A 22,839-nucleotide genomic window follows, 5' to 3' on the forward strand; every position below is an offset into this window, starting at 1 on the left:
AAGCCGTGGTCTGCAGGAGGTTGCTGGAGTATGCAAGTGACGGGGAAGACAGTCATCTTCCCCATCCAGATCACAAGCGAATCATTATTGTTATGCGGGCGCCGTTGTTCTTATTGCGGCATCTGAGCCTGGAAATCGAAGGGGAAGAATTCTTCCCCATCCAGGTCCACAGTGTCTCTGTTATTGTTATTGGGGCTAGCGTGTTATTGTTATCGTTGCTGCCGCGATAAGTAATGCAGGCGGTGTGCCAGAAAATAAAATGTGCATAAAAAACAGAGTGTTACAATATTTCGACTGAGTTCCCTAGCGCGCAAAATTTTACGTTTGTTACGCATCTACTCCCTCGAACGTTACAGCAGGGCCTGCCGGTAACGCTCAGGAAGCTGTTTTTCTGCGCCGGGCGCTGGTTCCGCCACTTTTCTTGCGCGGAATTTCGAAGCGTTGACGCCGCTCCCACAGGCACTTGCGGCTGATACCCAGTTTCTGCGCGAGTTCGGTCTCGCTCATGGAGTCCTGATGCTCGAGCACAAAGCGCTGGAAGTAGTCCTCCAGTGACAGATCCTCGGCGGGATCCGAGGTGATGTGACGTGGCGCCTGATAGGCGGTCTGCAGGGCCGGGCCGGCGTGGCCGCGAATCCGGTTTACATTGACCAGTTCCAGGTCGATGCCCAGGGCCTCGTTGTCGATTTCCGTGTCTTCGGACAGCACGACCGCGCGCTCGATGGCGTGCTCGAGTTCGCGCACGTTGCCGGGCCACTGGTAGGTGGTAATAGCCTGAATAGCGCGCGGTGACAGTGTCATGCTGCCTTTGCCCAGGCGTTCGGACTGCACTTCCAGCATGCGTTCCGCCAGCTGCAGAATGTCCTTGCCTCGTTCGCGCAATGCGGGTAACTGCAGCCGCAGCACATTGATGCGGTAGTAGAGGTCCTGCCGGAACAGGCCTTCTGCGGACAGCGCGTGCAGGTTGCGGTGGGTGGCACAGATCAAGCGTACGTTGACCTTGCGCGAGTGTACCGAGCCTATCCGGCGAATTTCCCCTTCCTGAATGAAGCGCAGCAATCGGGCTTGCGCTTCCATCGGCAGTTCTCCGATTTCGTCCAGGAACAGCGTGCCGCCATCAGCAGCCTCAATCAGGCCCATGCGGCTGGCGTTGGCGCCGGTAAACGCGCCTTTCTCGTAACCGAACAGCTCGGACTCGATAAGGGTATCGGGAATGGCTGCACAGTTGACGCAGATGAGGGTCTTGTCCGCGCGTTGGCTGTGCTGGTGCACACTGCGCGCCACCAGTTCCTTGCCGGTACCAGTTTCGCCCTGCACCAGCACGGTGGAGTCAGTGGGGGCGACTTTGCGGATATGCTCGGACAGGGTGACCATCGCTGGGCAGTTGCCGATGATGCCGGTCACCGGCGAGCCATTGGCCGGGGCCTGTGGAGCGGCATCGCCGCGGCGCGTCGGGTGGTCGGCAATGATACGTTGGACAGCGGCGACCATGTCACCGTGGTCAAAGGGTTTGGCAATATAGTCCACCGCCCCCATGCGCATGGAATCCACCGCCGAGCGCAGGCTGGCGTAGCTGGTCATGATCAGCACCGGCACGTCGCCCGCTTTCTTGATCAGGTCGGTCCCGGGAGCGCCGGGCAGGCGCAGGTCCGAGATGATCAGGTCAAAATCGGTGAGCGTGTGCTTGGACTCCGCCTCCTGTACGGAGGCGGCTTCGGCAATACCATAACCGTTGCGCTCCAGCAGGCGCCGCAGCGCGGTGCGGATAACCGATTCGTCTTCTACCACCAGTATCTGTTGCATGCGTTGTTACCTCTTGCCGCAGGCTACACAACATACCCTTGCCGTTCCGGTTTTTCCAGTCGGTTCAGGTGCTTGCGTTGTCACTTGCGGTTACATCAGGGCCCCGTGAGGTAGTGCCCGCGGGGCAATTGCAGGGTGAAGCGTGTTCCCGGTTGCTCGGCCGGGCCCACCGGGCTCTGTATGTGCACGGAGCCCTGCATGTCATCCATGATGCTGTAAACCAGGGCCAGGCCCAGGCCCGTGCCTTCACCGGGTTCCTTGGTAGTGAAGAAGGGCTCGAAAACCTGGGTTTGCAGTGCGGGCGGGATACCGCTGCCCTGGTCTTCAACCTCAATGGACACGCGCTGCTGTTGCACCGAGGCGCTCACCGTAACCCGCGCGTTCGCGGGGCTCGCGTCACGCGCATTGCCCAACAGGTTGACGAACACCTGTAACAGCCGCTGGGCGTCGGCGTGCACCAGCAGCTCGCGGTCGCAGTGGTTCTCAAAGTGCAGCGGGCGCGCCTGGTGGTCCAGTTGCAGCAGGTGAATGGCTTCATCAACGCAATCGGCCAGGTTGCACGGTTCCAGGTGCACGTCACCGGCGCCTGAGCCCACGTGCGAGAAGTTCACCAGGGAGTCGACGATGCGGCTGATCCGGTCGGTCTGCCTGAGGATATCCTGCGCTGCGCTGCGCACCTCTGCGGGGTCGTCTTCGTAAGCGAGATTCTGCGCCAGGCAGGCGATGCCGGTTACGGGGTTGCCGATTTCATGCGCCACCCCGGCAGCGAGACGACCGATTGAGGCTAGACGCTCACTGTGCAGCAGCTCCTGCTCCAGGCGTTCGTAGTCGGAAATATCCTCGATCAACACCAGTTGGTCACCGCCGGGGGTGCCCCCGGCGCTGGCTTTGTGTAGGCTTACCCAGCGGGTGGTGTCGTCGTCCAGCACCACCTCCCGTTTCAGCACGGTGTCCTCACCCTCGCTGAGGAACTGGGCGATTACCCCTCCCCAGGGTGCCGGCAGGGAGTCCAGCAGCGAGCCGAGTACGGCGCTTGAAGGAATACCTGTGATGCTCTGCATACTGCGGTTCCACAGCAGCAGTTCGCGGTCGGGTGCCAGGGAACAGACACCAATGGGCAGGTTGTCCAGGGTTTGCCGGTAGTGCAGGCGCAGGTTGTCCAGCTCCGCGGCCAGCCCTGTGAACTGTCCGCCCGCGCGGTCCAGCCGGCGCTCGATCAGGAACAGGTCTTCACTGCTGCCGCCGGGGTTGTTGTCGAACGGGATACAGCGGCTGACAATCGAGTGGGCAACCGCCGGTCCCAGCAAGCCGGACAGGTTGGCCTCAAGGCGGCTGCGCAGCCGACGCAGGGCGTAGGGCCTGGATTCGTTGTGGTCGAATTGCAGCTCGCGCAGCGCGCGCGAGACCTCGAGTTGCGCGGTGGCCTCGCCCAGCGCAAGTGCGAGCTGTTCGGTGAATGCCTGCGCGCTGCGCAGGGTCAGGGTGCGCCTTGGCGATCGACTCAGCACATCCATGGAACAGATCTCCGCTGCCACGCGCTCTTCTTCCGAGGGCTCACTCAGCAGTGACACAACAATGAACAGCGCAAGGTTCACCGCCAGTGCAGCGAGGCTGGCCGCTGCCCAGGCGGTGTCGTTGCCCGCGAACCAGCGTCCGGCCAGATCGGCCATCCAGGTGGGCTGGTCGATGCCGAGCACGGGTAGCAGCAGCAGGATGCACCAGATCAGCAGGCCGCCGGTGAGGCCGCTGACCAGGCCCTTGCGGTTGGCCCGCGCCCAGTACGGCGTGGCCACAATACCCGGCAGGAAGTGCAGCGTACCGGAAAATGCCACCAGCCCCAGTTGCGCCAGGCTGTGCTTGCCGTTGACGGCCACGAAGAATCCGTAGCCGGCGAGAATCAGCAGGGCAATCAGCGAGCGCCGCAGCCATTTGAGCTGGTCGTAGAGTGATTGGTCAGTGCGCAGCTGCAGTAGCTGTCGCGGCAGGATAAGGTGATTCAGGCACATGTTCGCCAGCGCCAGCGTGGCCACGATGATGGCGGTACTCGCGGCAGACAGCCCCGCGACAAAGGCGAGCGCGGCGAAACCGGGGGATTGCAGGCCGATGCCGATGGCGAGCCCGGTGTACGCCGCGGGCAGGTCGTGCGACAGCCGCATGCCGGCCCAGGCCAGCGGCAGCACTGGCAGGGCCAATAACAGTAAATACAGTGGCAGGCCCCAGCTGGCGGCGCGCAGGTCCTGCGATTCCTTGTTCTCGGCAAACGCCATGTGGAACAGGTGTGGCATGCACACCGCTCCGGCGAAGAACACCAGCAGCAAGACCCGCGCGGCATCACCCGCAACGGGCTGTTCAATCACGGCCTGGGCCGCCGGGGTTGCCGCAAGCCAGGCATCAAGGCCGGCAAAGCCTCCAAAAACCTCGCTGACCGCAATACCCATCATGAGTAGCAGGGCTGCCAGTTTGACCAGCGATTCAAAGGCCACCGCGGTGACCAGACCGATATTGCGGCGCTGCGAATTCAGGTTCCGGGTGCCGAACAGGATGGCGAAGATAATGATGATCACGCAGAACAACAGCGCCAGTATGTCCTGGCGTTGCGCTGCGGGCATCACCCTGTCAGGGGCCCCCGCGAGTATATGGATGCTGTCTGCAACCGCCTGGATCTGGAGTGCCAGCAGGGGCATGAGCGTCAGGCACATGGCCAGGGTGACGGCACCGCCGACGCGGTGACTGCGAAAACGAAAGGTCAACACATCGGCGAGTGAAGCCAGCTGGTACACCCGACACAGGCGCAGCAGCGGCAGCAGGAGCAGGGTGGCCATGAGGAACATGAGAACCACGCCGGTGTAGTAGAGCAGGAAGCCGTAGCCAAAGCGGTAGGCGAGTTCGAAAATGGCGTTGCTGGCAATGGCGCAGGCGATGACCGCCAGCGACAGGACGTAGGTCGCCGGGTGGTGGGTAATGGCGCGCGGCAGGGTGCCGCGGTCGGCCAGGTGCGCCACCAGGAACAGCACCATCAGGTAGCCGACAATCGCCAGCAGGATTTCCGGCAGGCTAAAGCTCATCGGTGTGACGACGGAACTGGTTGGACCATGCAGCAAAAATCGCTGCGATCCAGAGGACAAAGGGGCGATACCAGCCGGCGTCCGCTGCCCACAGCCACTGGTCTATGGCGGGCAGAAAAATGAAGGCCAACCCCATGAGCAGGAGCAGCGCGCGGTTGATGTACATGTTCTTGGGCCTGTCGTCGCCGTGGTCATGGATACTACGCAAGCCCCGGCGCACGGTAAAGCGCGCGCGACATTGCGCTGGCGCCAGCGGCAGCTAGAAGGAGGCCGGCCCCGCCACGGCGGGCTGTGCGGGTACTGCGGCGGGTGTCCAGTGGGCCAGGGCGAAGGCCAGTATCGCGTTTGCGGTGTTCGCGGTTGCAGGCGGTGGCGTTTGCCCGAGGGCGGTGAGCGCAGCGCGCAGGTTGCGCTCGGGCGTGTCCGGGTCGATTGCAGGCGCCAGGTTCTGTTTACTCAACTTCTGGCCACCGGCATCCGTCAGTACGGGCAGATGTGCGTAGCGCGGGGTAAGGTGACCGAGCAGCTGCTGCAGCAGGTGTTGTCGGGGTGTGGAGTCCAGCAGATCTGCACCGCGCACCACGTCGGTGATTGCCTGCGCTGCATCATCCACCACCACGGCGAGCTGATAGGCGTAGAGCCCGTCTTTGCGCCGGACCACGAAGTTGTCCAGCGTTGCGCCCAACGGCCAGTGCTGTGGCCCCTGCCAGGTATCGTGCCAGCGGGTGCTGAAGGACGGTGGTACCGAGACCCGCAGCGCGCGGGGCCGATGGGGTGTCGTGTCACGCCAATCTTCCTCACCGCAGCCCCGCTGATGGCAGCCCCGCTGATGGCAGCCCCGCACACATTCACCCAGCGGGCCCTGCTGCTGCCGGCTGCAGGCACAGGCGAACAGGTGGCCCCGGGCGTTGAGCTCGGAGAGCGCGCTATCGTAGGCCGCGTCGCGCTGGCTTTGCCAAAGCACCGCTTCATCCCAGTGCAGCCCGTGTTGCTGCAGGCAGTGCAGAATGGCGTCAGCGGCGCCGGCCTGCTCTCGCGGTGGATCGATGTCTTCCATGCGCAGTAGCCAGCAGCCCCCGGCATGGCGCGCTTCCAGCCAGCTGGCCAGGGCGGCGAGCAGTGATCCAAGGTGCAGTGGGCCGGTTGGGGAGGGGGCAAAGCGGCCGCGGTAGGCGCTGTGGCCTGCGGTGGTCATACTATCCGGTGTAGCTCAGTGCAGCCGACCGCTGCTGACCCGCGTGCAGCAGGCCAGCGGCAATGGTCGCACCCGGTATCAGCCCTTTTCCTGCTTTTCCTTGATTTCATCAAGGGTCTTGCAGTCGATGCACAGGGTAGCGGTGGGGCGGGCTTCAAGTCGCTTGATGCCAATGTCCACGCCGCAGGCATCACAGAAACCGTAGTCGTCCTGGTTGATGCGCTCAATTGTGCTGTCTATCTTCTTGATCAGTTTGCGCTCGCGGTCCCGTGTGCGCAGTTCCAGGCTGAATTCTTCTTCCTGCGTGGCGCGGTCGGCGGGGTCGGGGAAATTGGCCGCCTCGTCTTTCATGTGGGTAACGGTGCGATCAACTCCCTGCATCAGTTCTGATTTCCAGTTGAGCAGAATGGCGCGAAAGTGCTCCCGCTGGTTGTCGCTCATGTACTCTTCGCCGCGCTTCGGCTTGTAGGGCTCGAAGTTCTTGAACTCAGTGCTCGCTGAGGTACTCGCGCTGGCTGCTTTTGCCGGCGCTTTCTTTGCTGCTTTGGGCATGGCTGGGTCCCCATACGGATCGGGTGGTTCGAAAACCCACCGGAGTGGGTGCGTCGGCGCCGGGCGCCGGCGATTGAGCGCCGAGAAACTACCAGATATCACCCGGCTTCGCCACAAAATTCGCAGCTGTGGTGCACGTCAGCGTGCGCGGGCTATGGGGAGCTAACACCGTGTGCCCGGCGTTGATAGAATGCGGGTCTTTGCCCGTTCAGGGGGAACCATGACAACGCACGCAGGGGAATTCCGCTTTGCGGACCGCATCGCTGATATCGAGCCATTTCGCGTAGTTGAAGTGCTTACGCGGGCGACTGAGCTCGCGGCGGCGGGGCGCGATATTGTGCACCTGTCTGCCGGGGCACCGGACTTTGTCACGGCGGCGCCCATTGTGGAAGCCGGTCGCCAGGCGCTTGCCGATGGGCACACCCATTACTCGCCGGCGTGTGGCTTGCCGGCCCTGCGTGAAGCCCTGTCTGCGCATTACGCGCAGGTCTATGGCCTGGATATTGCGCCGCGCCGGATTATTGTGACACCCGGCGCCTCGGGTGCACTGTTACTGCTCAGCGCGCTGCTGCTCAACCCGGGCGAAGGCATGTTGCTGACCGACCCCGGTTATCCGTGCAACCGGCATTTCATGCGCCTGGTTGAGGGGCGCGGGCACCTGGTGCCCGTGGATGCGAGTACCCGCTATCAACTCACGGGCGCACTGGCGACCGCGCACTGGCGTGAGAACACCGTCGGCGCGATGGTTGCCTCGCCCGCCAACCCAACCGGGACCTCGCTCTCCCTGCCTGAGTTGGCCGACCTGTCAGCGGCCGTGCGCGCCCGCCGCGGCCACCTGATTGTGGACGAGATCTACCACGGTCTCGGTTACGACGGCCCCACTCGCTCTGTGTTGGAAGTGGACCCGGAGGCCTTCGTGGTCAACAGTTTTTCCAAATACTTCGGCATGACCGGTTGGCGGCTCGGGTGGTTGGTGGCGCCAGAGGCTGCCGTGCCCGGCCTGGAGAAGCTGGCCCAGAACCTGTTCATCTCCATGTCCACCATGGGCCAGCACGCTGCCCTGGCCTGCTTCAAGCCCGGTACCCGTGACATTCTCGAAGAGCGGCGCGATATTTTTCGCCAGCGGCGCGACTTCCTGCTGCCGGCGCTGGAAAGCCTGGGCCTGACAATTCCCTGCAGACCGGACGGTGCCTTCTATATCTATGCCGATACGGCCCGCTTTACCGACGATAGCGAGGCCTTTTGCTGGCGCCTGCTGGAAGAACACGGCGTTGCCCTCACGCCGGGCGTCGACTTTGGCCACGTGCGGGCCCGCGAGCATATCCGTTTTTCCTACGCCACCAGTATGGAGCGTCTGGAAGAAGCGGTGAGCCGGCTGTCGCGGGTACTGGCGTAGTGGAGTTTGCTCCGCTGCTGGAGGGTCGCCTGATACGCCGCTACAAGCGCTTCCTGGCGGATGTGGCAATGCCGTCGGGCGAAACACTGACTGTGCACTGCCCCAACACCGGCGCCATGACGGGCTGTGCCGAGCCGGGCGCACGTGTATGGCTGTCGCAATCGGCCAACAGCAAACGCAAGTACCCGCATACCTGGGAGCTGGTGGAGACCTCCCGTGGTCTTGCCTGTATTCACTCGGCGCTGGCCAACCGGGTGGTGAAGGAAGCCGTGCAGGCGCAACGTATACCCGGGTTGGAAGGCTACCCCGAAATCGCCACGGAGGTGGCCTACGCTGGCGGCAGCCGGGCGGACCTGCTGCTCAGCGGGCCCGCGGGGCGGGTGTACATCGAAGTGAAGTCGGTGACACTGTGTGTGGATGGCGGTCAGGGCCTGTTCCCCGATGCGGTGAGCGAGCGGGGCCGCAAACACCTGGCAGCGCTACGTGAGGTGCTCGATGCGGGCACGCGCAGCGTGCTGCTGTTCTGCGTATTCCACCGCGGCATTGCGCGGGTCAGCAGCGCCGGTGGCATCGACCCGGCGTACCGCGAGGCATTGCGCGAAGCGCAGGCGGCGGGTGTAGAGGTGCTGGCCTGGGGCGCAGAGATCACGCCCCAGGGTCTCACGTTGGCGCACCCGCTGCCGTTTTCACTCGATCCGCAGGCGCAACCATCATGCTGACCATTGCCCAGCTTACCGGCCGCGACGACAGTCACCTCGTGCCCTGCGCCGGTCCCCACCGCCTGCAGGCGGATGCGGCGGCCGCGTTCGAACGGCTGCAGTCCGATGCCCGCGAGGCGGGCTTTGAGCTCGCGATTGCCAGCAGCCACCGTTCCTACGAGCGCCAGCGCATTATCTGGAATGGCAAGGCGGGCGGCGAGCGCGCCGTGCACGATGATGCCGGAGCGCCGGTGGATGTGCTGGCGCTGCCGCCTGCCGCCCGTCTGCACGCCATTCTGCGTTTCTCCGCGCTGCCGGGCACCTCGCGTCATCACTGGGGTACAGACCTCGATATCTATGATGCGGCGGCAGTTCCGGCGGACTACGCGGTGGAATTAACCCCTGCGGAAGTGGCGCCGGGTGGGCCTTTTGACGCGTTGCATCGCTGGCTGGACGAGCGGATGGCAGCGTACGCCTCGCAGGGTTTTTTTCGTCCTTATGCGCGCGATTGTGGCGGTGTGGCGCCGGAGCGTTGGCACCTGAGTTATGCGCCTCTCTCGCGTGAGCTGGCTGGACGAGTAACCGCTCAGGCGCTGAAGGAATGCTGGGATTGCGATCGCGAGCCATTGGCATTGCGCGCGGAGGTTGAAGCCGAGCTGCCGGCACTGCTGGCGCGCTACGTGGCTGTTGCGGAGAACTGGTGCGGGTGATTGCGGTGCTGCGGTAGGGAAAAAACCGGGGCACGGCAGTGGCCGGCCCCGGGATCGTGCAGCGGACTCAGCGGTCGATCTGGCTGGTTTCGTCGAAGTTGCGTACGGCGTCCACAATGGCTTTGCGCGCCTCATCGGAGGTGCCCCAGCCGTCGATTTTCACCCATTTGCCCTGTTCCAGATCCTTGTAGTGTTCGAAGAAATGCTGGATTTGCTGGATCAGCAGCGGCGGCAGATCGGTAGCCTCCTTGATATCCTTGTAGGCCTTGCTCAGTTTGTCGGTCGGCACCGCGATCAGCTTGGCGTCACCGCCGGCTTCATCCGACATGTGCAGAATGCCTACCGGGCGGCAGGGTATGACACAACCGCTGATGACCGTGTGCGGCGTGTGCACCAGCACGTCCAGCGGGTCGCCGTCGTCGGCCAGCGTGTTGGGAATATAGCCGTAGTTGCAGGGGTAGAACATTGCCGCCGTCATGAAGCGGTCGACCATGATCGCGCCGCTGTCGTGATCGACCTCGTACTTGACCGGGTCTGAATGGGCGGGAACTTCGATAATGACATTGATTTCATCGGGAATGTTCTTCCCGGCGGGCACGAGGTGCAGGCTCATGGGCTTTCCTGTTGCGAGTGGTTGTTAAATGGGCAGCGGAGTATAGCAGGCTGCGGCTAAACCTTGAACGCTGTGTTCAGTTTGCGCGGCACCGGGGTCAGGCGCAGGCGCACGTAGCGCGGCAACCCCCTGCGATACTCGGGGTAGGCCTCGCCGGTAATCAGGGGTTCCAGGTAGGCGCGCGCGTCATCGGTAATGCCGAAACCATCGCGGCTGATATAGCTGCGGGGCATTTTCTTTTCCTGATTGGCGACCGCCTCGAGGGGCGCCTCGCCGATGTGCCAGCTGTATTTTTTGCTCTTGCCGCGCACGATTGAGGGCATGATGGCGTTGCGGCCCTGCAGGGCAAATTCAACGGCGGCGCGGCCCACGGCGTAGGCCTGCTCGAGGTCGGTTTGCGAGGCAATGTGGCGGGCGGAGCGCTGCAGGTAGTCGGCAACGGCCCAGTGGTACTTGTAGCCCAGTTCCTGCTTGATCATGTCGGCCAGTGTGGGGGCCAGGCCGCCCAGCTGACTGTGGCCAAAGGCGTCCGTGAGGCCCGACTCGGCCAGGAAGCGTCCCTCGCGGTCCTGCGTGCCCTCCGAGGCAACGATGACGCAGTGACCCCAGCGCTTCACTGTGTGCTTCACCCGGGCCAGGAACTTCTTGCGGTCAAACGCCACTTCCGGAAACAGGATGATATGGGGGGCATCGCCCTCCTGTTCCGCTGCGAGCCCGGCAGCGGCGGCGATCCACCCCGCGTGGCGGCCCATGACCTCAAGAATGAAAACCTTGGTGGAGGTTTCGCACATCGAGGCCACGTCCAGCGCCGCCTCCCGTGTGGAAATGGCCACATACTTTGCGACCGAACCAAAGCCCGGGCAGGTATCCGTCAGGGGCAGGTCGTTGTCGATGGTCTTGGGAATGTGAATGGCCTGCAGCGGGTAGCCCATGGCCTGGCTGAGCTGGGAAACCTTCAGGCAGGTGTCCGCCGAGTCGCCGCCACCGTTATAGAAGAAGTAGCCAATATTATGGGCGCGAAACACCTCGATGAGGCGTTCGTACTCGGCGCGGTTTTCCTCCAGGCTTTTCAGCTTGTGCCGACAGGAGCCGAAGGCGCCCGCGGGCGTGCTCAGCAGGCCGCGAATTGCCGCGGGTGTTTCCTTGCTGGTGTCTATCAGATCCTCGCGCAGGGCGCCGATTATGCCGTTGCGGCCCGCGTACACTTTGCCGATCTGTTTGCGATTTTCCCGTGCGGTTTCAATAACACCACAAGCCGAGGCATTGATGACGGCGGTGACGCCGCCCGACTGGGCATAGAAGGCATTCTTTACAGGCATAGTCAGTCCGTAGTGGGCCGGGCCTTGCGGCGCCGGGGAGAGCGTTTTTTAGTCAAGTGGCGATGATACGGGAAACTGAGGCGCTTGTAGACCGTGCGCGGGCCGCTTGTTGTGGATTACTGCTGTGGTTGCCTGCTGCGTGCTAAACTGCGCGGCTTCACTGGAGGGAGCGGCGCTTGAGCGGACACATTCATATTCTGGGTATCTGCGGTACATTTATGGGCGGAATTGCGCTGTTGGCGCGCGAGCTCGGCTACCGCGTGACCGGCTCCGATGCCAACGTCTATCCCCCCATGAGTACGCAGCTGCAAGCCGCGGGCATCGAGTTGATGGAGGGCTACGCGCCGGAGCATTTGCAGCCAGCGCCGGATACGGTGGTGGTGGGCAACGCGATGCGCCGCGGCAATCCCGCGGTCGAGTACCTGTTGAACGCGGGGCTGCCCTACACCTCCGGGCCGCAATGGCTCGCCGAACACGTGCTGCAGGGCAAATGGGTGCTGGCGGTAGCGGGGACGCACGGCAAGACCACCACCAGCAGCCTGCTGGCCTGGATTCTGGACTATGCCGGACTGGCACCGGGTTTCCTGATTGGCGGTGTACCGGCAAACTTCGGTCAGTCCGCACGCGGCACCAGCGGCAATTTCTTTGTGGTGGAAGCCGACGAATACGACACGGCCTTTTTTGACAAGCGCTCGAAGTTTGTTCACTACCGGCCGCGCACCGTGACCATCAACAATCTCGAGTTTGACCATGCGGACATCTTTCCGGACCTCGCGGCCATTCAGCGCCAGTTCCACCATCTCGTGCGCTGTGTGCCGGGGGAAGGGATGGTGATCCATCCGCAGGGGCAGGCAGCGGTTGATGATGTGCTGGCCATGGGGTGCTGGACGCCGGCGCAGTCGTTTACTCTGGACGGCGAGGCCGACTGGAGTGCCACCTTGCTGGCCCCGGATGCGTCGCGTTTTGCCGTGCGCGACCCTGCAGGGTCCACGGCGGAAGTTGCCTGGGGGTTCCTGGGGCACCACAATGTGGAGAACGCACTGGCTGCGCTGGCAGCGGCGCGGCATGTGGGTGTGCCGTTGCAGCAGGGTGCGGCAGCGCTGGCCGGGTTCCGGGGGGTCAAGCGCCGGCTGGAATGGTTGGGTGAGGTGGGTGGTGTGACCGTCTATGACGACTTTGCGCATCACCCCACTGCCATTGCGACAACCCTGCAGGGTTTGCGCGCCAGCGCCGTCGGCCGCGTGATTGCCGTAGTTGAACCGCGCTCCAACACCATGCGTATCGGTCAACACCGACTTGCGCTGCAGGAATGTACGCGCGACGCTGACGCCGTGTACTGGTTCCAGCCGCCGGGCATGGACTGGTCGCTCGATGCGGTCGCGGAGGCGAGTACTGTACCGGCCACCGTGGCCCACGACATCGACCAGCTGGCGCGGCGTGTCGCGCAAGAGTCGCGACCCGGAGACCGGGTGGTCATAATGAGCAATGGCGGCTTTGGTGGCATTCACCAGCGTCTGCTGGATGAATTGAAGGCGGTAAACTCCTGATGCGTAATCACCCTCTGCTCCACGCCTATGACACCCTGATACTGCGTCGCCCCTGGATCTCGCTGGCCCTCGTCGCCCTGGTGCTGGCACTCAGTGCCTCGCAACTGGGCAAAATCAAGCTCGATGCGTCGGCCGACTCCCTGATGTTGCAGGGTGACCCCGCGCTGGACTTCTTTCGCGAGGTGTCCGCTGAATACGGTGCCGAGGACTTCCTGCTGCTGACCTGGCAGCCCGAAGCGCCGCTGCTCAGTGACGCGTCGCTCGATCCGCTCAAGCGCATGGCGGACGAGCTGCGCACACTGCCGCGGGTGTCCTCCGTGGTTACCGTGTGGGATGTGCCGCTGCTGGAGAGCCCGCCGGTCAGCCTGTCGGATATCACCTCCGGCGATCCGCTGCCCAGCCTGAACGACCCGCAGGTGGATCGCGCCATGGCGTTGGAAGAGTTCACCACCAGCCCCATTTACGCGGAATTGCTGGCCAGCCGCGACGGCGATCTGACCGCTGTGCAGGTCAACCTGCAACGAGACACGCGCTACTTCGACCTGTTGCAGCAGCGTGACGCGCTGCGCGCCAAGGCGGAGGCGGGTACCTTGAGCGCCGCGGAAGAGGCGGCCCTCGAGGCGGTCGAGGTGGAGTTCAAGGCCCACACGGCACAAGCGCTGGAGCAGCAGAGCCAGCTGGTGCGATCGGTGCGCACCATCGCCGATGGTTATCGCCAGCACGCACGTATTTTTGTCGGCGGTGTGCCAATGATCACGGCGGATATGGTCAGTTTCGTGCGCAGCGATCTGGTGCTGTTCGGCACGGCCATACTCGGCGTCATGCTGGTTGTGCTCGCTCTCATTTTCCGCCGCGTGCGTTGGACGGTGATTCCTCTGGCTACGTGCATGGCCTCTGTTACGGTGATGCTGGGCCTGCTGGGTTGGCTGGACTGGCGCATGACCGTGATCTCGTCGAACTTTGTTGCCGTGTTGTTGATCATCAGCCTCGCCATTGCCATCCATCTGGTGGTGCGCTACCGGGAACTGCATGCGGAGGCCCCGGAGGGTGACCTGCATGACCGTGTGTTGCAGACGGTGGCGTTGATGGCGGTACCCTGCGTCTATACCGGCATTACCACCATCGTCGCGTTCATGTCGCTGGTGGTGTCCGGCATTCAGCCGGTGATCGATTTCGGCTGGATGATGACGGTGGGTATCCTGGTGGCACTGGTGTTGGCGTTCATTATGGTGCCATGCCTGATTGAAGTGTGGCCCAAAGGCCGCCCTTTCCGCTTCCGTCAGGAAGGCGAGCCGTTGACGCTGCATTTTGCGCGGGCGACCGAGCACTTCGGCAAAACCATCCTGGTGGCGACCGCGGTTGTTGTGGGGCTCACGGTGCTGGGTATTTCGCGCCTGCAGGTGGAAAACCGCTTTATCGACTACTTCAAGGAGACCACGGAAATCTACCAGGGTATGGAGCTGCTGGATTCCCGTCTCGGCGGCACCATTCCACTGGACATCATTTTCTCCGGCCCCGATGCCGCAGCGCCGTTGCCGGGTCTGGAAGGCATGCAACCGGCGGCGGACGCGCCCGCGGACGACGATCCGTTCCTCGACGGTGACACAGCGGAATTCGCCGCCGCCGATGAGCCTGCTGCGGATGACTGGGGCGATGACTTCGATGGCGGATTCGACGACTTCGCTGGCAGCGAAGACAGCTTCACCCCGAGCTACTGGTTCAGCCTGGAAGGCATGCGCCTGCTGGATGCGGCCCACGAGCACGTGGCCAGCCAGGAAGAAACCGGCAAGGTACTGTCGCTGTCGACCACGTTTTCGGTGGTGAAGGATCTGCTGGGCGACGACATCGGCAGCGTCGAGCTGGCGCTGGTGCAGAAGAGCCTCCCGGCGGACGTTGCCGAGCTGATGGTAGATCCCTATTTTTCCGAGGACAAAGAGCAGGCGCGCATTACCGTGCGGGTCAAAGAAACCAGTGAGCAATTGCGCCGCGATGCATTCCTGTCCCGCCTGCACAACGAGCTTGTTGAGGTGACCGGGCTGGCACCGGAGCGGATTCGTTTCACCGGCATGCTGGTGCTGTACAACAACGTCCTGCAAAGCCTGTTCCAGTCGCAGATTCTCACTCTGGGCGCTGTGTTCATCGCCATCATGCTCATGTTCCTGCTGCTGTTTCGCTCCCTGTCGCTGGCATTCATAGCGCTGGCGCCGAATATTGTGGCCGCCGGTATGGTGCTCGGCGTTATGGGTCTGGCGGGTATTCCGCTGGATATCATGACCATTACCATTGCCGCCATTGTGGTGGGCATCGGTGTGGATGACTGTATTCACTACGTACACCGGTTTCAGCGGGAGTTCCCGCGCGACCGCAATTACGTGGCGGCCATGTACCGTTGTCACGGGAGTATTGGCCGGGCCATGTACTACACAACAGTGACGGTAGTGATCGGCTTTTCGATGCTGACCCTGTCCAATTTCAATCCGAGTATTTATTTCGGCCTGCTCACGGTGCTGGCGATGGCGGTGGCAGTGATTGGTGCGCTGCTGCTGTTGCCCAGATTGATTCTGCTGATGCGCCCCCTCGGCCCCGAGGCCGATGTTTCCACCGGGGCGGAGGTGGGTTGATGCAGTGTCGCGCCGGGTGTGGTGCCTGCTGTGTGGCACCTTCCATCTCTACACGCTTTTACGGCATGCCCGAGGGCAAGCCGGCGGGGGTGCGCTGTGTTCACCTGACGCCGGAGCGCCTCTGCGGGTTGTTTGGCGACCCCAGACGTCCCGCGGTGTGCAGTGCTTTTCAGGCGGATGCCGACGTGTGCGGTGACAACCGCAGGGTGGCATTGGCCAATCTGGAGCAGCTGGAAGTTCTCAGCCGCCCTGACTGAACGGGAGTACCCGATGTCGACAACCGAATTGCCCCTGTTTCCCCTGTCTGCGGTGCTCTTGCCCTACGGCAAGATGCCCCTGCAGATTTTTGAACAGCGTTACCTGGACCTGGTGCGTGACTGCATGAAGAGCGGCACCGACTTCGGTGTAGTCTGGATACGTCGCGGTGAGGAAGTGGCGGTGAAGGGCTCGCGGCAACAACTTGGCGACCTCGGAACGCTCGCACGCATTGTGGACTTCGACCAGCTGCCGAACGGTTTGCTGGGCGTGACAATCGAAGGCCGGGAACGGTTTCACCTCAGCGATACGCGGGTGGCGTCGAATGGGCTGGTATTGGGTAATGTCGTATTCGAGTCGATGCCCGAACAGGCCGAATTTGATGATGCGTGGCTATCGTTGCGGGAAATTCTGGAAAACCTGAAACAGCATCCCCATGTCAGGCGCATGGGGCTGGAGATCGACTTTGATGACGCCTGGCAAGTGGGGTACACGCTGGCGCAGCTGTTGCCACTGGAGGAGTCACTGAAGTACTCCCTCCTCAACGCCGGCGACGTTGAGGAGTTGATGGATCAACTGGATCTCATCCTGAGCGATATCAGCGGTGAGGGCTAGCTCGCGTCAGAATCTGTCAGCTCTCTGAAAGCTCTGCCAGCAGTGCTTCCGCTTCGGCCTTGCGGGCTGCGTCGGCAGCGCTACGTCCGGGTCGAGGTGCTGCCCTGAGGGCACGTCGTAAATGCTCTTTTGCCTTTGCAGTCTCGCCTTCGCTCGCCAGAAATTCAGCGAGGAAAAAGTTACTGTCTATACCCTCGGGGTTTGCCTGCAGGCCCGCTTCAAGGTACTTGAGCGCTTTCTTGCTATTCCCAAAGCCCACCGGCCAGCCGGGTACGCGCGCATACAGCGTGCCGAGACTGGTGAGAGCTGCGCCGTCGCTGACGGTTGCATCAATGGCCACGGCTCGCTCGAAATCGTCGCGAGCGGCTTTGGCGTAACCCAGTGCGTCAAGGCCACCGACAACGCCCGCGAACGACGAGCGGATGATGCCGCACCAGGTGAGTGCCTGGGCGTCATCCGGCTGCTCATCGAGCAGTTTGTCACAGCGCGCGAGCAAACCGCCATAGGCCCCTTCCTGCTCCTGCGCCGCCAGTTCGAAGTTGACGTGTTCCCACTGTTTACGAAGCGCGCTCACCTCGGCGTCTACTGAAGCGAGTGCGGGTGTGATGGCGGCAAGGCCTGCAAGTACACCAAAAAGTGTGGAGCACAGTCGAGGGTATGTTCGCATGGTGCAGTCTCTCCAGGAGCGTTCAGGGCACTATACGAGGAAAACCTTAACGTGGCCTTATGCGCATCTCAGCCAGCACTTTGGCCTGCAACCTCGTAGCGCAGCCCCGAGTCGCTGTGACTCATTACCACACTGCGAAGCATGCCGGTGTGGTACTCACGGCTGAGGATATTACTGACCTTGACAAAATCAGCCTGCAGTCGCTCCGGGGTGACCCGTAAACGCAGGTAACCGTTGCTGATGCCGTTGGTCCAAAGCACCTCGGGGTTGCTGGAGACCAGCCGCTCGTCCATCCTCCGCGCACCCTCAGTGCCGAATTCAAGGAAATCGCCGGGTGAGGTGATGCCTGTGGTACCCAGCTCAACTCCCATCGCACGGCCTCCGTTGTCGTACAGTGCATTCTGCCAGAAGCTGTGGCTATCGCCAGTCAGCACCACGAGGTCGTTGGCGCCGGCATCCTGGCAGCTCTGGTAGAACGCCTGCCGTGCCTTCGGGTAGCCGTCCCAGGGGTCGAGGTAGAGCGGAAGGCCCAGCTCCCCGAGGCGCTGGAAGTACTGCGCGCGTTGCAGATTTTCACTACTCACCCGGCTCTTGAGGTAGCTCATGTCCGCAGCATCAAGCCTGGGGGCAGACATTCTCGCCATGGGTATCTGATTGCCCAGCAGGCGCCAGGGCCGCGCAGCCGAAACTGATTCGGCCAGTGCGGTCGCCGCGAAGGCCTGCATATCAGCCGACAGCATTTCCCGCCCGGGCGCGCCCACAACGTCGCGCAGGAAGGCAACGGCCGAGGCCGGTGTCATCTCCAGCAGCGCTGGTATGTCATAGTCAATTTGCTGTGCACGACCGGTGTGACGTGTTTCCAGTGTTACCAGTGAGGCCAGGTCACCGAAGCGGAAATGTCGCCAGTAGGCCGCCGGGTCTTCGCCACGGCCCGGTTCACGCACCGGCATCCATTCATACCAGGCCTGCAGGGAAGCGCTGCGCCGCGTGCGCCAGCTGCCCTCCGTTGCGGGTTGGTGGTTCTCCGCGCCTTCCTGCCAGGGGTTGTTGGTGGATTCGTGATCGTCCCACAGGGGAATCAGCGGGTGCGCGGCATGCATTTCTCGCGATTGCGCGTCCGCCTTGTACTGGGCGTGTCGCAGCCGACAGTCGGCGAGCGATACCATTTCCCGCGGCGGGTTGTGCTGCCGCCCCAGCTGCGCACCAATCCCGCCGCCATAGCCATCGGGGCCGTACTCGTAGAGGTAGTCCCCGAGGTGCAACACGAATTCGACCGACTCATCCCGGGCAATGGCCTCGTAGGCATTGAAGTAACCAAAAGGGAAGTTGGAGCACGACGCCACTGCCAGGCCGAGGTAATCCAGGGCTCCATTGGGGAGGGTGCGAGTACGGCCCACGGGCGATGTCTGCGCACCGGCACGAAAGCGGTAGTAGTAGGTGGCACCCGGTTTCAGGCCGTCGACCACAACCTTTACGGTGTGGTCGCGTTGTTGCCCGGTTGCGCTACGTCCGCGCTGCAGGGTGTGATCAAAGGTCGGGTTCTCAGCGATTTCCCACTCGCACTCGGCGACGCTGGCTGTGGTGGTCAACCGCGTCCACAGTACAACAGAGCTGTGGTCCGGGTCTCCGCTTGCTACGCCGTGTTGGAAGACGCTATCCGGGTTCGCGGTAGCGCCCGGCACACGCAGCCCGACCGGTAGCAACAGGCTTGCAGACAACCCGGAGAGAATCTGGCGGCGGGTCAGTGGAAGGCGTTTCATGTCATTTCCTCGCATAAAAAAGCCGGCCCGTGGGCCGGCAAGCACGCTTACAGGGTTCTAGAGATCCACTGTCAGTGACGCGGAGACGGTGCGCGGCGCGCCGATCCAGGCGCCTTCCCCTGCGATACCGCCCAGATAGTCTTCGTCGAAGGCGTTGTTCAGCAGCAGGGTGATGCTCCAGTTGCCAGCGCCGTTGGACACTCCGCCACCGTTGAGTGTGATGTAGGCATCCACCGTGGTGTAGCTGTCCGCTACCCAGCTGTTGTCGAGCCGTATGGGCCGCTCACCGGTATATTTGCCGCTGATTCCCGTCGCCAGTCGGTCGCCGGTCCAATCCAGTGACAGAACCAGTTGCTGGTCGGGAATACCCACCACATCGTTGCCTGGTGCAATACCCAGGCCGGTGTCTACCGCGGGGTCACCCGTGCCCACGTAGCTGGCGTCGTTCAGAGTGAATGCACTGTAGAGCGAGAGCTTGTCGCTGAGACGGTAGTCCGCTGTAAGCTCGACACCATCCGATTCGATGCCGCCGGCGTTGAAGTAGGTGCCGTTGGTGCCGATCAGGTAGTCGGGTCCCGCGGCGCTTTCGGGGCTGAGGAAAATGATGCGATTCTCAAAGTCGGTCTGGAACGCGGTTGCGGTAAGGAACAGGTCGCCGTTGCGATAACGCAGGCCCGCCTCCAGGTTCTCGGCTGTTTCCGGCTCAAGGGCGTCCAGGTCTGACTCGGGCCGTTCCAGAATCTCGTCGTAGATGGCTTTGAAATTCTCTGCGTAGCCGGCGAAGAATTCGAGTCCTTCAATCGGGGTCTCCCACAGCAGCCCACCGGAGAACAGAACGTCCGAGTCAGAATTGACCTTCACATCTGTGGTCTCGGCAAAGTTGTCCTGGCGCTCCAGGTCGACCAGGAATTGCTTGATGCCCAGCGTCAATTGCACAGAGGCAAGCTGCAGACTGTCTTCCGCATACCATTTGAAAACTTCCTGCGGGTAGCTGCGATCGTACTGTGTCCAGTACGGTATGTTGTCGAACTCGATGCCCACGCGAGCGTCGGTAAGCTTCTGCCAGGTGCGCGTCTCGTCGCGCTGCTGGTCTTCATACCAGAGCCCTGCGCGCAGCGTGTTGGCAAGGCCACCCAGGTCAGCGCTCCAATCGCCATCGACCATGAAGCCATAGCGCTCCTTTTGGTAGTTGGTGTGGCGGTAGGATTGCACCGGTATCGCCCCGGCCGCGTAGCAGGCAGGGTCGTAGTTGGCACCGGCACCACCGTAGGGAAAGGTGATGGAGGAGGTGCAGCCCGCGCGTGGGCTCAGCGCATTACCGGCGCCATCGACGAAATAGATTTGGCCCAGTGCGCCGCCACCGTTAACGCTGGCTGCGCCCAGTGCTTCTGACTCGGGTCCAGAACCATCGTTCACGACGTCAACCAGGTAGGGCGGAATCCAGTCTCCGCGGCCTTCGTTGTCGTGATAGTAGCCACCCACGGACAGGCGCACGTCACTGCTGAGCTCCATGCTGGCCTTCACGTACGCCAGCAGGTTTTCGCGCAGGGTGGACCAGCCGCGGCGATAAACCTGGTCCACATAGGGAATGCCGGTCCAGATGTCCGTTAGTCGGTCCCACTCCGGGTTGCTGCGAAATTCCTCGGGGCTGAACAGGCGCTGGTAGTTGTCTTCGTGTGTGTCGTCGTAGGAAATGTACGCGGTGATATCCGTGTTGCCGATTTCAGAGATCATCTTGGCGGCCAGGTGGTCGCGCTCGTTTTCCGCCGCACCGTTAACCCAGTCGCTGGCACTCTGGTGCGAGGCTGAAAACCATGCGCGCGTGCCACTGGCAAGCCGACCGGTATCCAACCGTACGTAGTAGCGTTCGGCATCGTACTCGCCGGCTGAGCCCTGAAAGCGAATGCGCGCTTCTTCCTCGGGATCATCGGAGACGAAGTCTATGGTGCCGCCGAGTGCGTCGAGAGCACGTGAGGCAATGTCAGCCGTGCCCTGGGAGACCGTGACCGTGCGCAGGTTGGCGGTGTCCAGGTAGCGGTTTGCCTTGGCACCGCCGCCGTAGCCGCTGCCGCCGTTGGGTATGCCGTCCAGTGTGGTGCCAATCTGTTGCTCATCGAGACTGTTCTGGAAGCCGCGCACCGCAATGGTCGTGGACCAGTCATCGAATCCGTAGGCATCGCCTTCCTGAATCGAAACGCCGGGCAGGTTGTCGATCAGGGCATTCACACTGGTCATCGGCGACTGCTGCATTTTCATACTGTCGGTAACCACGTTGTTGCCATAGTACTGGCTGCGCGCCACCACGGTGATTTCTTCCAGCGCGGGGTCGCTATTCTGTGCACCCGCGGCAGCAGAAAGCGAGAGACCGCTGGCAATAGCCAGACGCACAAGGCGCGCGCACGGACAACGAGCGAAATTCGGTTGATACATACCCTTCCCCATTCGAACAAAGCGTTGGTGTGAGGCTCGGCACCAGGTCGACGTGAATCGCAGCTGACCTGATTGCCGGCGAGCGCTACTTTAGGCAGCGCTTATGAACGCGCCGTGAAGAAGGGATGATGATTTTGTGAAATTGACGGCTAGTGCAGCAACTCAATGCCAGCATGTGCGAGCGCGGCGCTGACGCACACTTGCAGGACCCAGATGACCGCAATCGCAGCCAGCAGGATTGACAACTGTCGGGTGTTCTGGCCGCTTTCTCTGAGGGCCGCGATGCGCTGTTGCGCGCTGTTGCTGCTGGCCTGTGTGTGGATGCGTTGTGGCTGGCTTGACGCGTTTTGGTCGAGGTGGGCAATAACTCTGGCCACCCGCTCGGCACTGCCGGTCACTTTGAGGGCGGCTCGGTCGCAGGCTATTTCGGTGGCCGTGTTGAAGTCGCTGCGCAGGTGTCGTCGGCGGGTGCGTGGCCAGAGACAGGTGGCAACAGCCAACAAGGCCCTGCGCAGGTTATCCCGGCGCCGAAGATGCTCATATTCGTGTTCCAGCACAATCTGAAGCTCGGCCGCAGGCAGTGTTTCAAGCATGCTGCGCGACACATACACCTCCGGACGCAACCAGCCAATACACCACGCCGCCGGGGCTGGCCCGTCAATCACGTGGTAGTGATGGTTCCGGGTGCTGCGCGACAGCGCAAACAGCGTTCTGAGTTGTCCTTGCAGGCGCATGGCGAGCAGGACCATTGCGCCTAGCAACGCGAGGCCAATCCCACCGGCTGCTGCCGCCACGCCAATACGCAGTGCCGCGTAGGTATTGGAGACCGGCACATGCGGCGCACAGTTCAGCCCATGACAGTGACCTGGAATAAGCGGGGCGGAAAGCGCAGGGGTCATCACCAACAGTGTTGCCACGCTTGCAGCAAGAGGTGGAATGAGCCCCCACAGGAAGAGCAGGCTGGCTTTGCGTGCAGCACCGGCACGGTCACAACTGCGTTGCAGCAGCGGGTAGAGCAGCGCATGGAGCCGTGACGAGCACAGAAACACGGCACACCAGATCAGCACCGCATCCGCTACCCGCGACGCCAGCTCAGGATTCATCCGGTGCCTTGGACTTTGCGCCGCGCAGCGCTTCGATCGCAGCGGCTGTTGCCTCGTCGTCCTCCGCCATATAATGCGCAAAGCCGGAAATCACCGGCAGCAGGTCGCCGTCGGCGATATCCCGCGTAATGTCGCGCAGCAGTATCTTGATGAGCTCTTCCCTGGGAACGCGATGGCGGTAGACGAAGGCTCGAGCCTCCTTGCTCCGACTCGCCATGCCTTTGCGGTAGAGTCGTTCGAGAGTGCTTTGTACCGTGCTGAGCTGAATACCCGCATGTGGCATGGCTTCAAGCACTTGTGCCGCAGACCGGGGTTGCCCGCGCCACAGTATGCCCATCACTGCCAGCTCACGTTCACCCAGCCGGGGCGCTCGGCGTGAGCGCAGGCCGAGGCGGTGCAGCAGGCTGCGTTTCTGTTCGAGCATAAAACCGACCTGTTATCGGTGTTGGCGGGTCGTGCTACAAGGTCTGTATTCAACAGAGGGAGTGTA

General features: G+C 62.5%; 19 protein-coding genes. 7 read left to right on the plus strand and 12 right to left on the minus strand.

The annotated features are described in order from the left end of the window. Window positions 1-375: 375 nt before the first annotated feature. The 5 genes from G533_RS0114100 to dksA all read right to left on the minus strand — a co-directional run bounded on the left by G533_RS0114100 (window position 376) and on the right by dksA (window position 6,615). Window positions 376-1,803, minus strand: coding sequence for a sigma-54-dependent transcriptional regulator (locus tag G533_RS0114100; protein ID WP_027950511.1), 1,428 nt, complete (start codon window positions 1,801-1,803; stop codon window positions 376-378). Window positions 1,804-1,898: 95 nt separating this feature from the next. Then, entirely contained in the window at window positions 1,899-4,868 is a 2,970-nt protein-coding gene (locus G533_RS0114105; RefSeq protein WP_027950512.1) for an ATP-binding protein, read from the minus strand. Beyond that, entirely contained in the window at window positions 4,858-5,076 is a 219-nt protein-coding gene (locus G533_RS24555) for a hypothetical protein (RefSeq protein ID WP_144079887.1), read from the minus strand. The genes G533_RS0114105 and G533_RS24555 overlap by 11 nt, the downstream gene beginning before the upstream one ends. A gap of 51 nt (window positions 5,077-5,127) precedes the next feature. Then, window positions 5,128-6,063 carry a tRNA glutamyl-Q(34) synthetase GluQRS gene (gene gluQRS, locus G533_RS0114115; RefSeq protein WP_027950513.1) on the minus strand — a complete coding sequence of 312 codons (936 nt, stop codon included), beginning with the start codon at window positions 6,061-6,063 and terminating at the stop codon, window positions 5,128-5,130. A gap of 78 nt (window positions 6,064-6,141) precedes the next feature. Then, a complete protein-coding gene (dksA, locus tag G533_RS0114120; protein WP_027950514.1) occupies window positions 6,142-6,615 on the minus strand; it encodes an RNA polymerase-binding protein DksA in 474 nt (157 codons plus the stop codon). Window positions 6,616-6,835: 220 nt separating this feature from the next. Here dksA and G533_RS0114125 point away from each other — a divergent pair, with 220 nt between their 5' ends. Genes G533_RS0114125 through G533_RS0114135 form a run of 3 tightly spaced genes read left to right on the plus strand, consistent with a single transcriptional unit; the run spans window position 6,836 to window position 9,419 of the window. Then, complete coding sequence (locus G533_RS0114125; protein WP_027950515.1) at window positions 6,836-8,011, plus strand: pyridoxal phosphate-dependent aminotransferase; 1,176 nt, start codon at window positions 6,836-6,838, stop codon at window positions 8,009-8,011. Continuing rightward, complete coding sequence (gene sfsA / locus G533_RS0114130) at window positions 8,011-8,730, plus strand: DNA/RNA nuclease SfsA (protein ID WP_027950516.1); 720 nt, start codon at window positions 8,011-8,013, stop codon at window positions 8,728-8,730. Before G533_RS0114125 ends, sfsA begins: the two co-directional genes overlap by 1 nt. Beyond that, window positions 8,724-9,419, plus strand: coding sequence for a M15 family metallopeptidase (locus tag G533_RS0114135; RefSeq protein ID WP_027950517.1), 696 nt, complete (start codon window positions 8,724-8,726; stop codon window positions 9,417-9,419). The genes sfsA and G533_RS0114135 overlap by 7 nt, the downstream gene beginning before the upstream one ends. A gap of 67 nt (window positions 9,420-9,486) precedes the next feature. Here the strand turns inward: G533_RS0114135 and ppa are convergent, their stop codons facing one another. Together ppa and G533_RS0114145 are read right to left on the minus strand one after the other, a co-directional pair. Beyond that, entirely contained in the window at window positions 9,487-10,032 is a 546-nt protein-coding gene (ppa, locus tag G533_RS0114140) for an inorganic diphosphatase (RefSeq protein ID WP_027950518.1), read from the minus strand. Window positions 10,033-10,088: 56 nt separating this feature from the next. Next, window positions 10,089-11,351 carry a 6-phosphofructokinase gene (locus G533_RS0114145; RefSeq protein WP_027950519.1) on the minus strand — a complete coding sequence of 421 codons (1,263 nt, stop codon included), beginning with the start codon at window positions 11,349-11,351 and terminating at the stop codon, window positions 10,089-10,091. A 176-nt stretch (window positions 11,352-11,527) separates the two neighbouring features. Here G533_RS0114145 and mpl point away from each other — a divergent pair, with 176 nt between their 5' ends. The 4 genes from mpl to G533_RS0114165 are packed head-to-tail and all read left to right on the plus strand — an operon-like array spanning window position 11,528 to window position 16,389. Next, the gene (gene mpl, locus G533_RS0114150) at window positions 11,528-12,898 is read left to right on the plus strand and encodes a UDP-N-acetylmuramate:L-alanyl-gamma-D-glutamyl-meso-diaminopimelate ligase (protein ID WP_027950520.1); all 1,371 of its coding nucleotides are present in this window, start codon (window positions 11,528-11,530) and stop codon (window positions 12,896-12,898) included. Next, window positions 12,898-15,519: an efflux RND transporter permease subunit gene (locus tag G533_RS0114155; RefSeq protein ID WP_051230375.1), complete on the plus strand. Its 2,622-nt coding sequence runs from the start codon at window positions 12,898-12,900 to the stop codon at window positions 15,517-15,519. Before mpl ends, G533_RS0114155 begins: the two co-directional genes overlap by 1 nt. Continuing rightward, the gene (locus tag G533_RS0114160) at window positions 15,519-15,776 is read left to right on the plus strand and encodes a YkgJ family cysteine cluster protein (protein ID WP_027950522.1); all 258 of its coding nucleotides are present in this window, start codon (window positions 15,519-15,521) and stop codon (window positions 15,774-15,776) included. The genes G533_RS0114155 and G533_RS0114160 overlap by 1 nt, the downstream gene beginning before the upstream one ends. 13 nt (window positions 15,777-15,789) lie before the next feature. Next, the gene (locus G533_RS0114165) at window positions 15,790-16,389 is read left to right on the plus strand and encodes an LON peptidase substrate-binding domain-containing protein (protein ID WP_035528275.1); all 600 of its coding nucleotides are present in this window, start codon (window positions 15,790-15,792) and stop codon (window positions 16,387-16,389) included. 16 nt (window positions 16,390-16,405) lie between these two features. Here the strand turns inward: G533_RS0114165 and G533_RS0114170 are convergent, their stop codons facing one another. The 5 genes from G533_RS0114170 to G533_RS0114190 form a co-directional block, all read right to left on the minus strand. Beyond that, entirely contained in the window at window positions 16,406-17,056 is a 651-nt protein-coding gene (locus tag G533_RS0114170; protein ID WP_027950524.1) for a tetratricopeptide repeat protein, read from the minus strand. 68 nt (window positions 17,057-17,124) lie between these two features. Then, window positions 17,125-18,816: an alkaline phosphatase D family protein gene (locus G533_RS0114175; protein WP_027950525.1), complete on the minus strand. Its 1,692-nt coding sequence runs from the start codon at window positions 18,814-18,816 to the stop codon at window positions 17,125-17,127. Between the two features lie 57 nt (window positions 18,817-18,873). Continuing rightward, window positions 18,874-21,246 (minus strand): TonB-dependent receptor domain-containing protein, encoded by a 2,373-nt coding sequence (locus tag G533_RS0114180; RefSeq protein WP_051230377.1) that lies wholly within the window; start codon window positions 21,244-21,246, stop codon window positions 18,874-18,876. A 149-nt stretch (window positions 21,247-21,395) separates the two neighbouring features. Further along, window positions 21,396-22,349: a M56 family metallopeptidase gene (locus tag G533_RS23610; protein WP_051230380.1), complete on the minus strand. Its 954-nt coding sequence runs from the start codon at window positions 22,347-22,349 to the stop codon at window positions 21,396-21,398. Then, complete coding sequence (locus G533_RS0114190; protein WP_027950527.1) at window positions 22,339-22,773, minus strand: BlaI/MecI/CopY family transcriptional regulator; 435 nt, start codon at window positions 22,771-22,773, stop codon at window positions 22,339-22,341. Before G533_RS0114190 ends, G533_RS23610 begins: the two co-directional genes overlap by 11 nt. Between the last annotated feature and the right edge of the window lie 66 nt (window positions 22,774-22,839).

It is taken from the genome of Haliea salexigens DSM 19537 (assembly GCF_000423125.1).
In the GTDB taxonomy this organism is placed as follows: Bacteria; Pseudomonadota; Gammaproteobacteria; order Pseudomonadales; family Halieaceae; genus Haliea; species Haliea salexigens.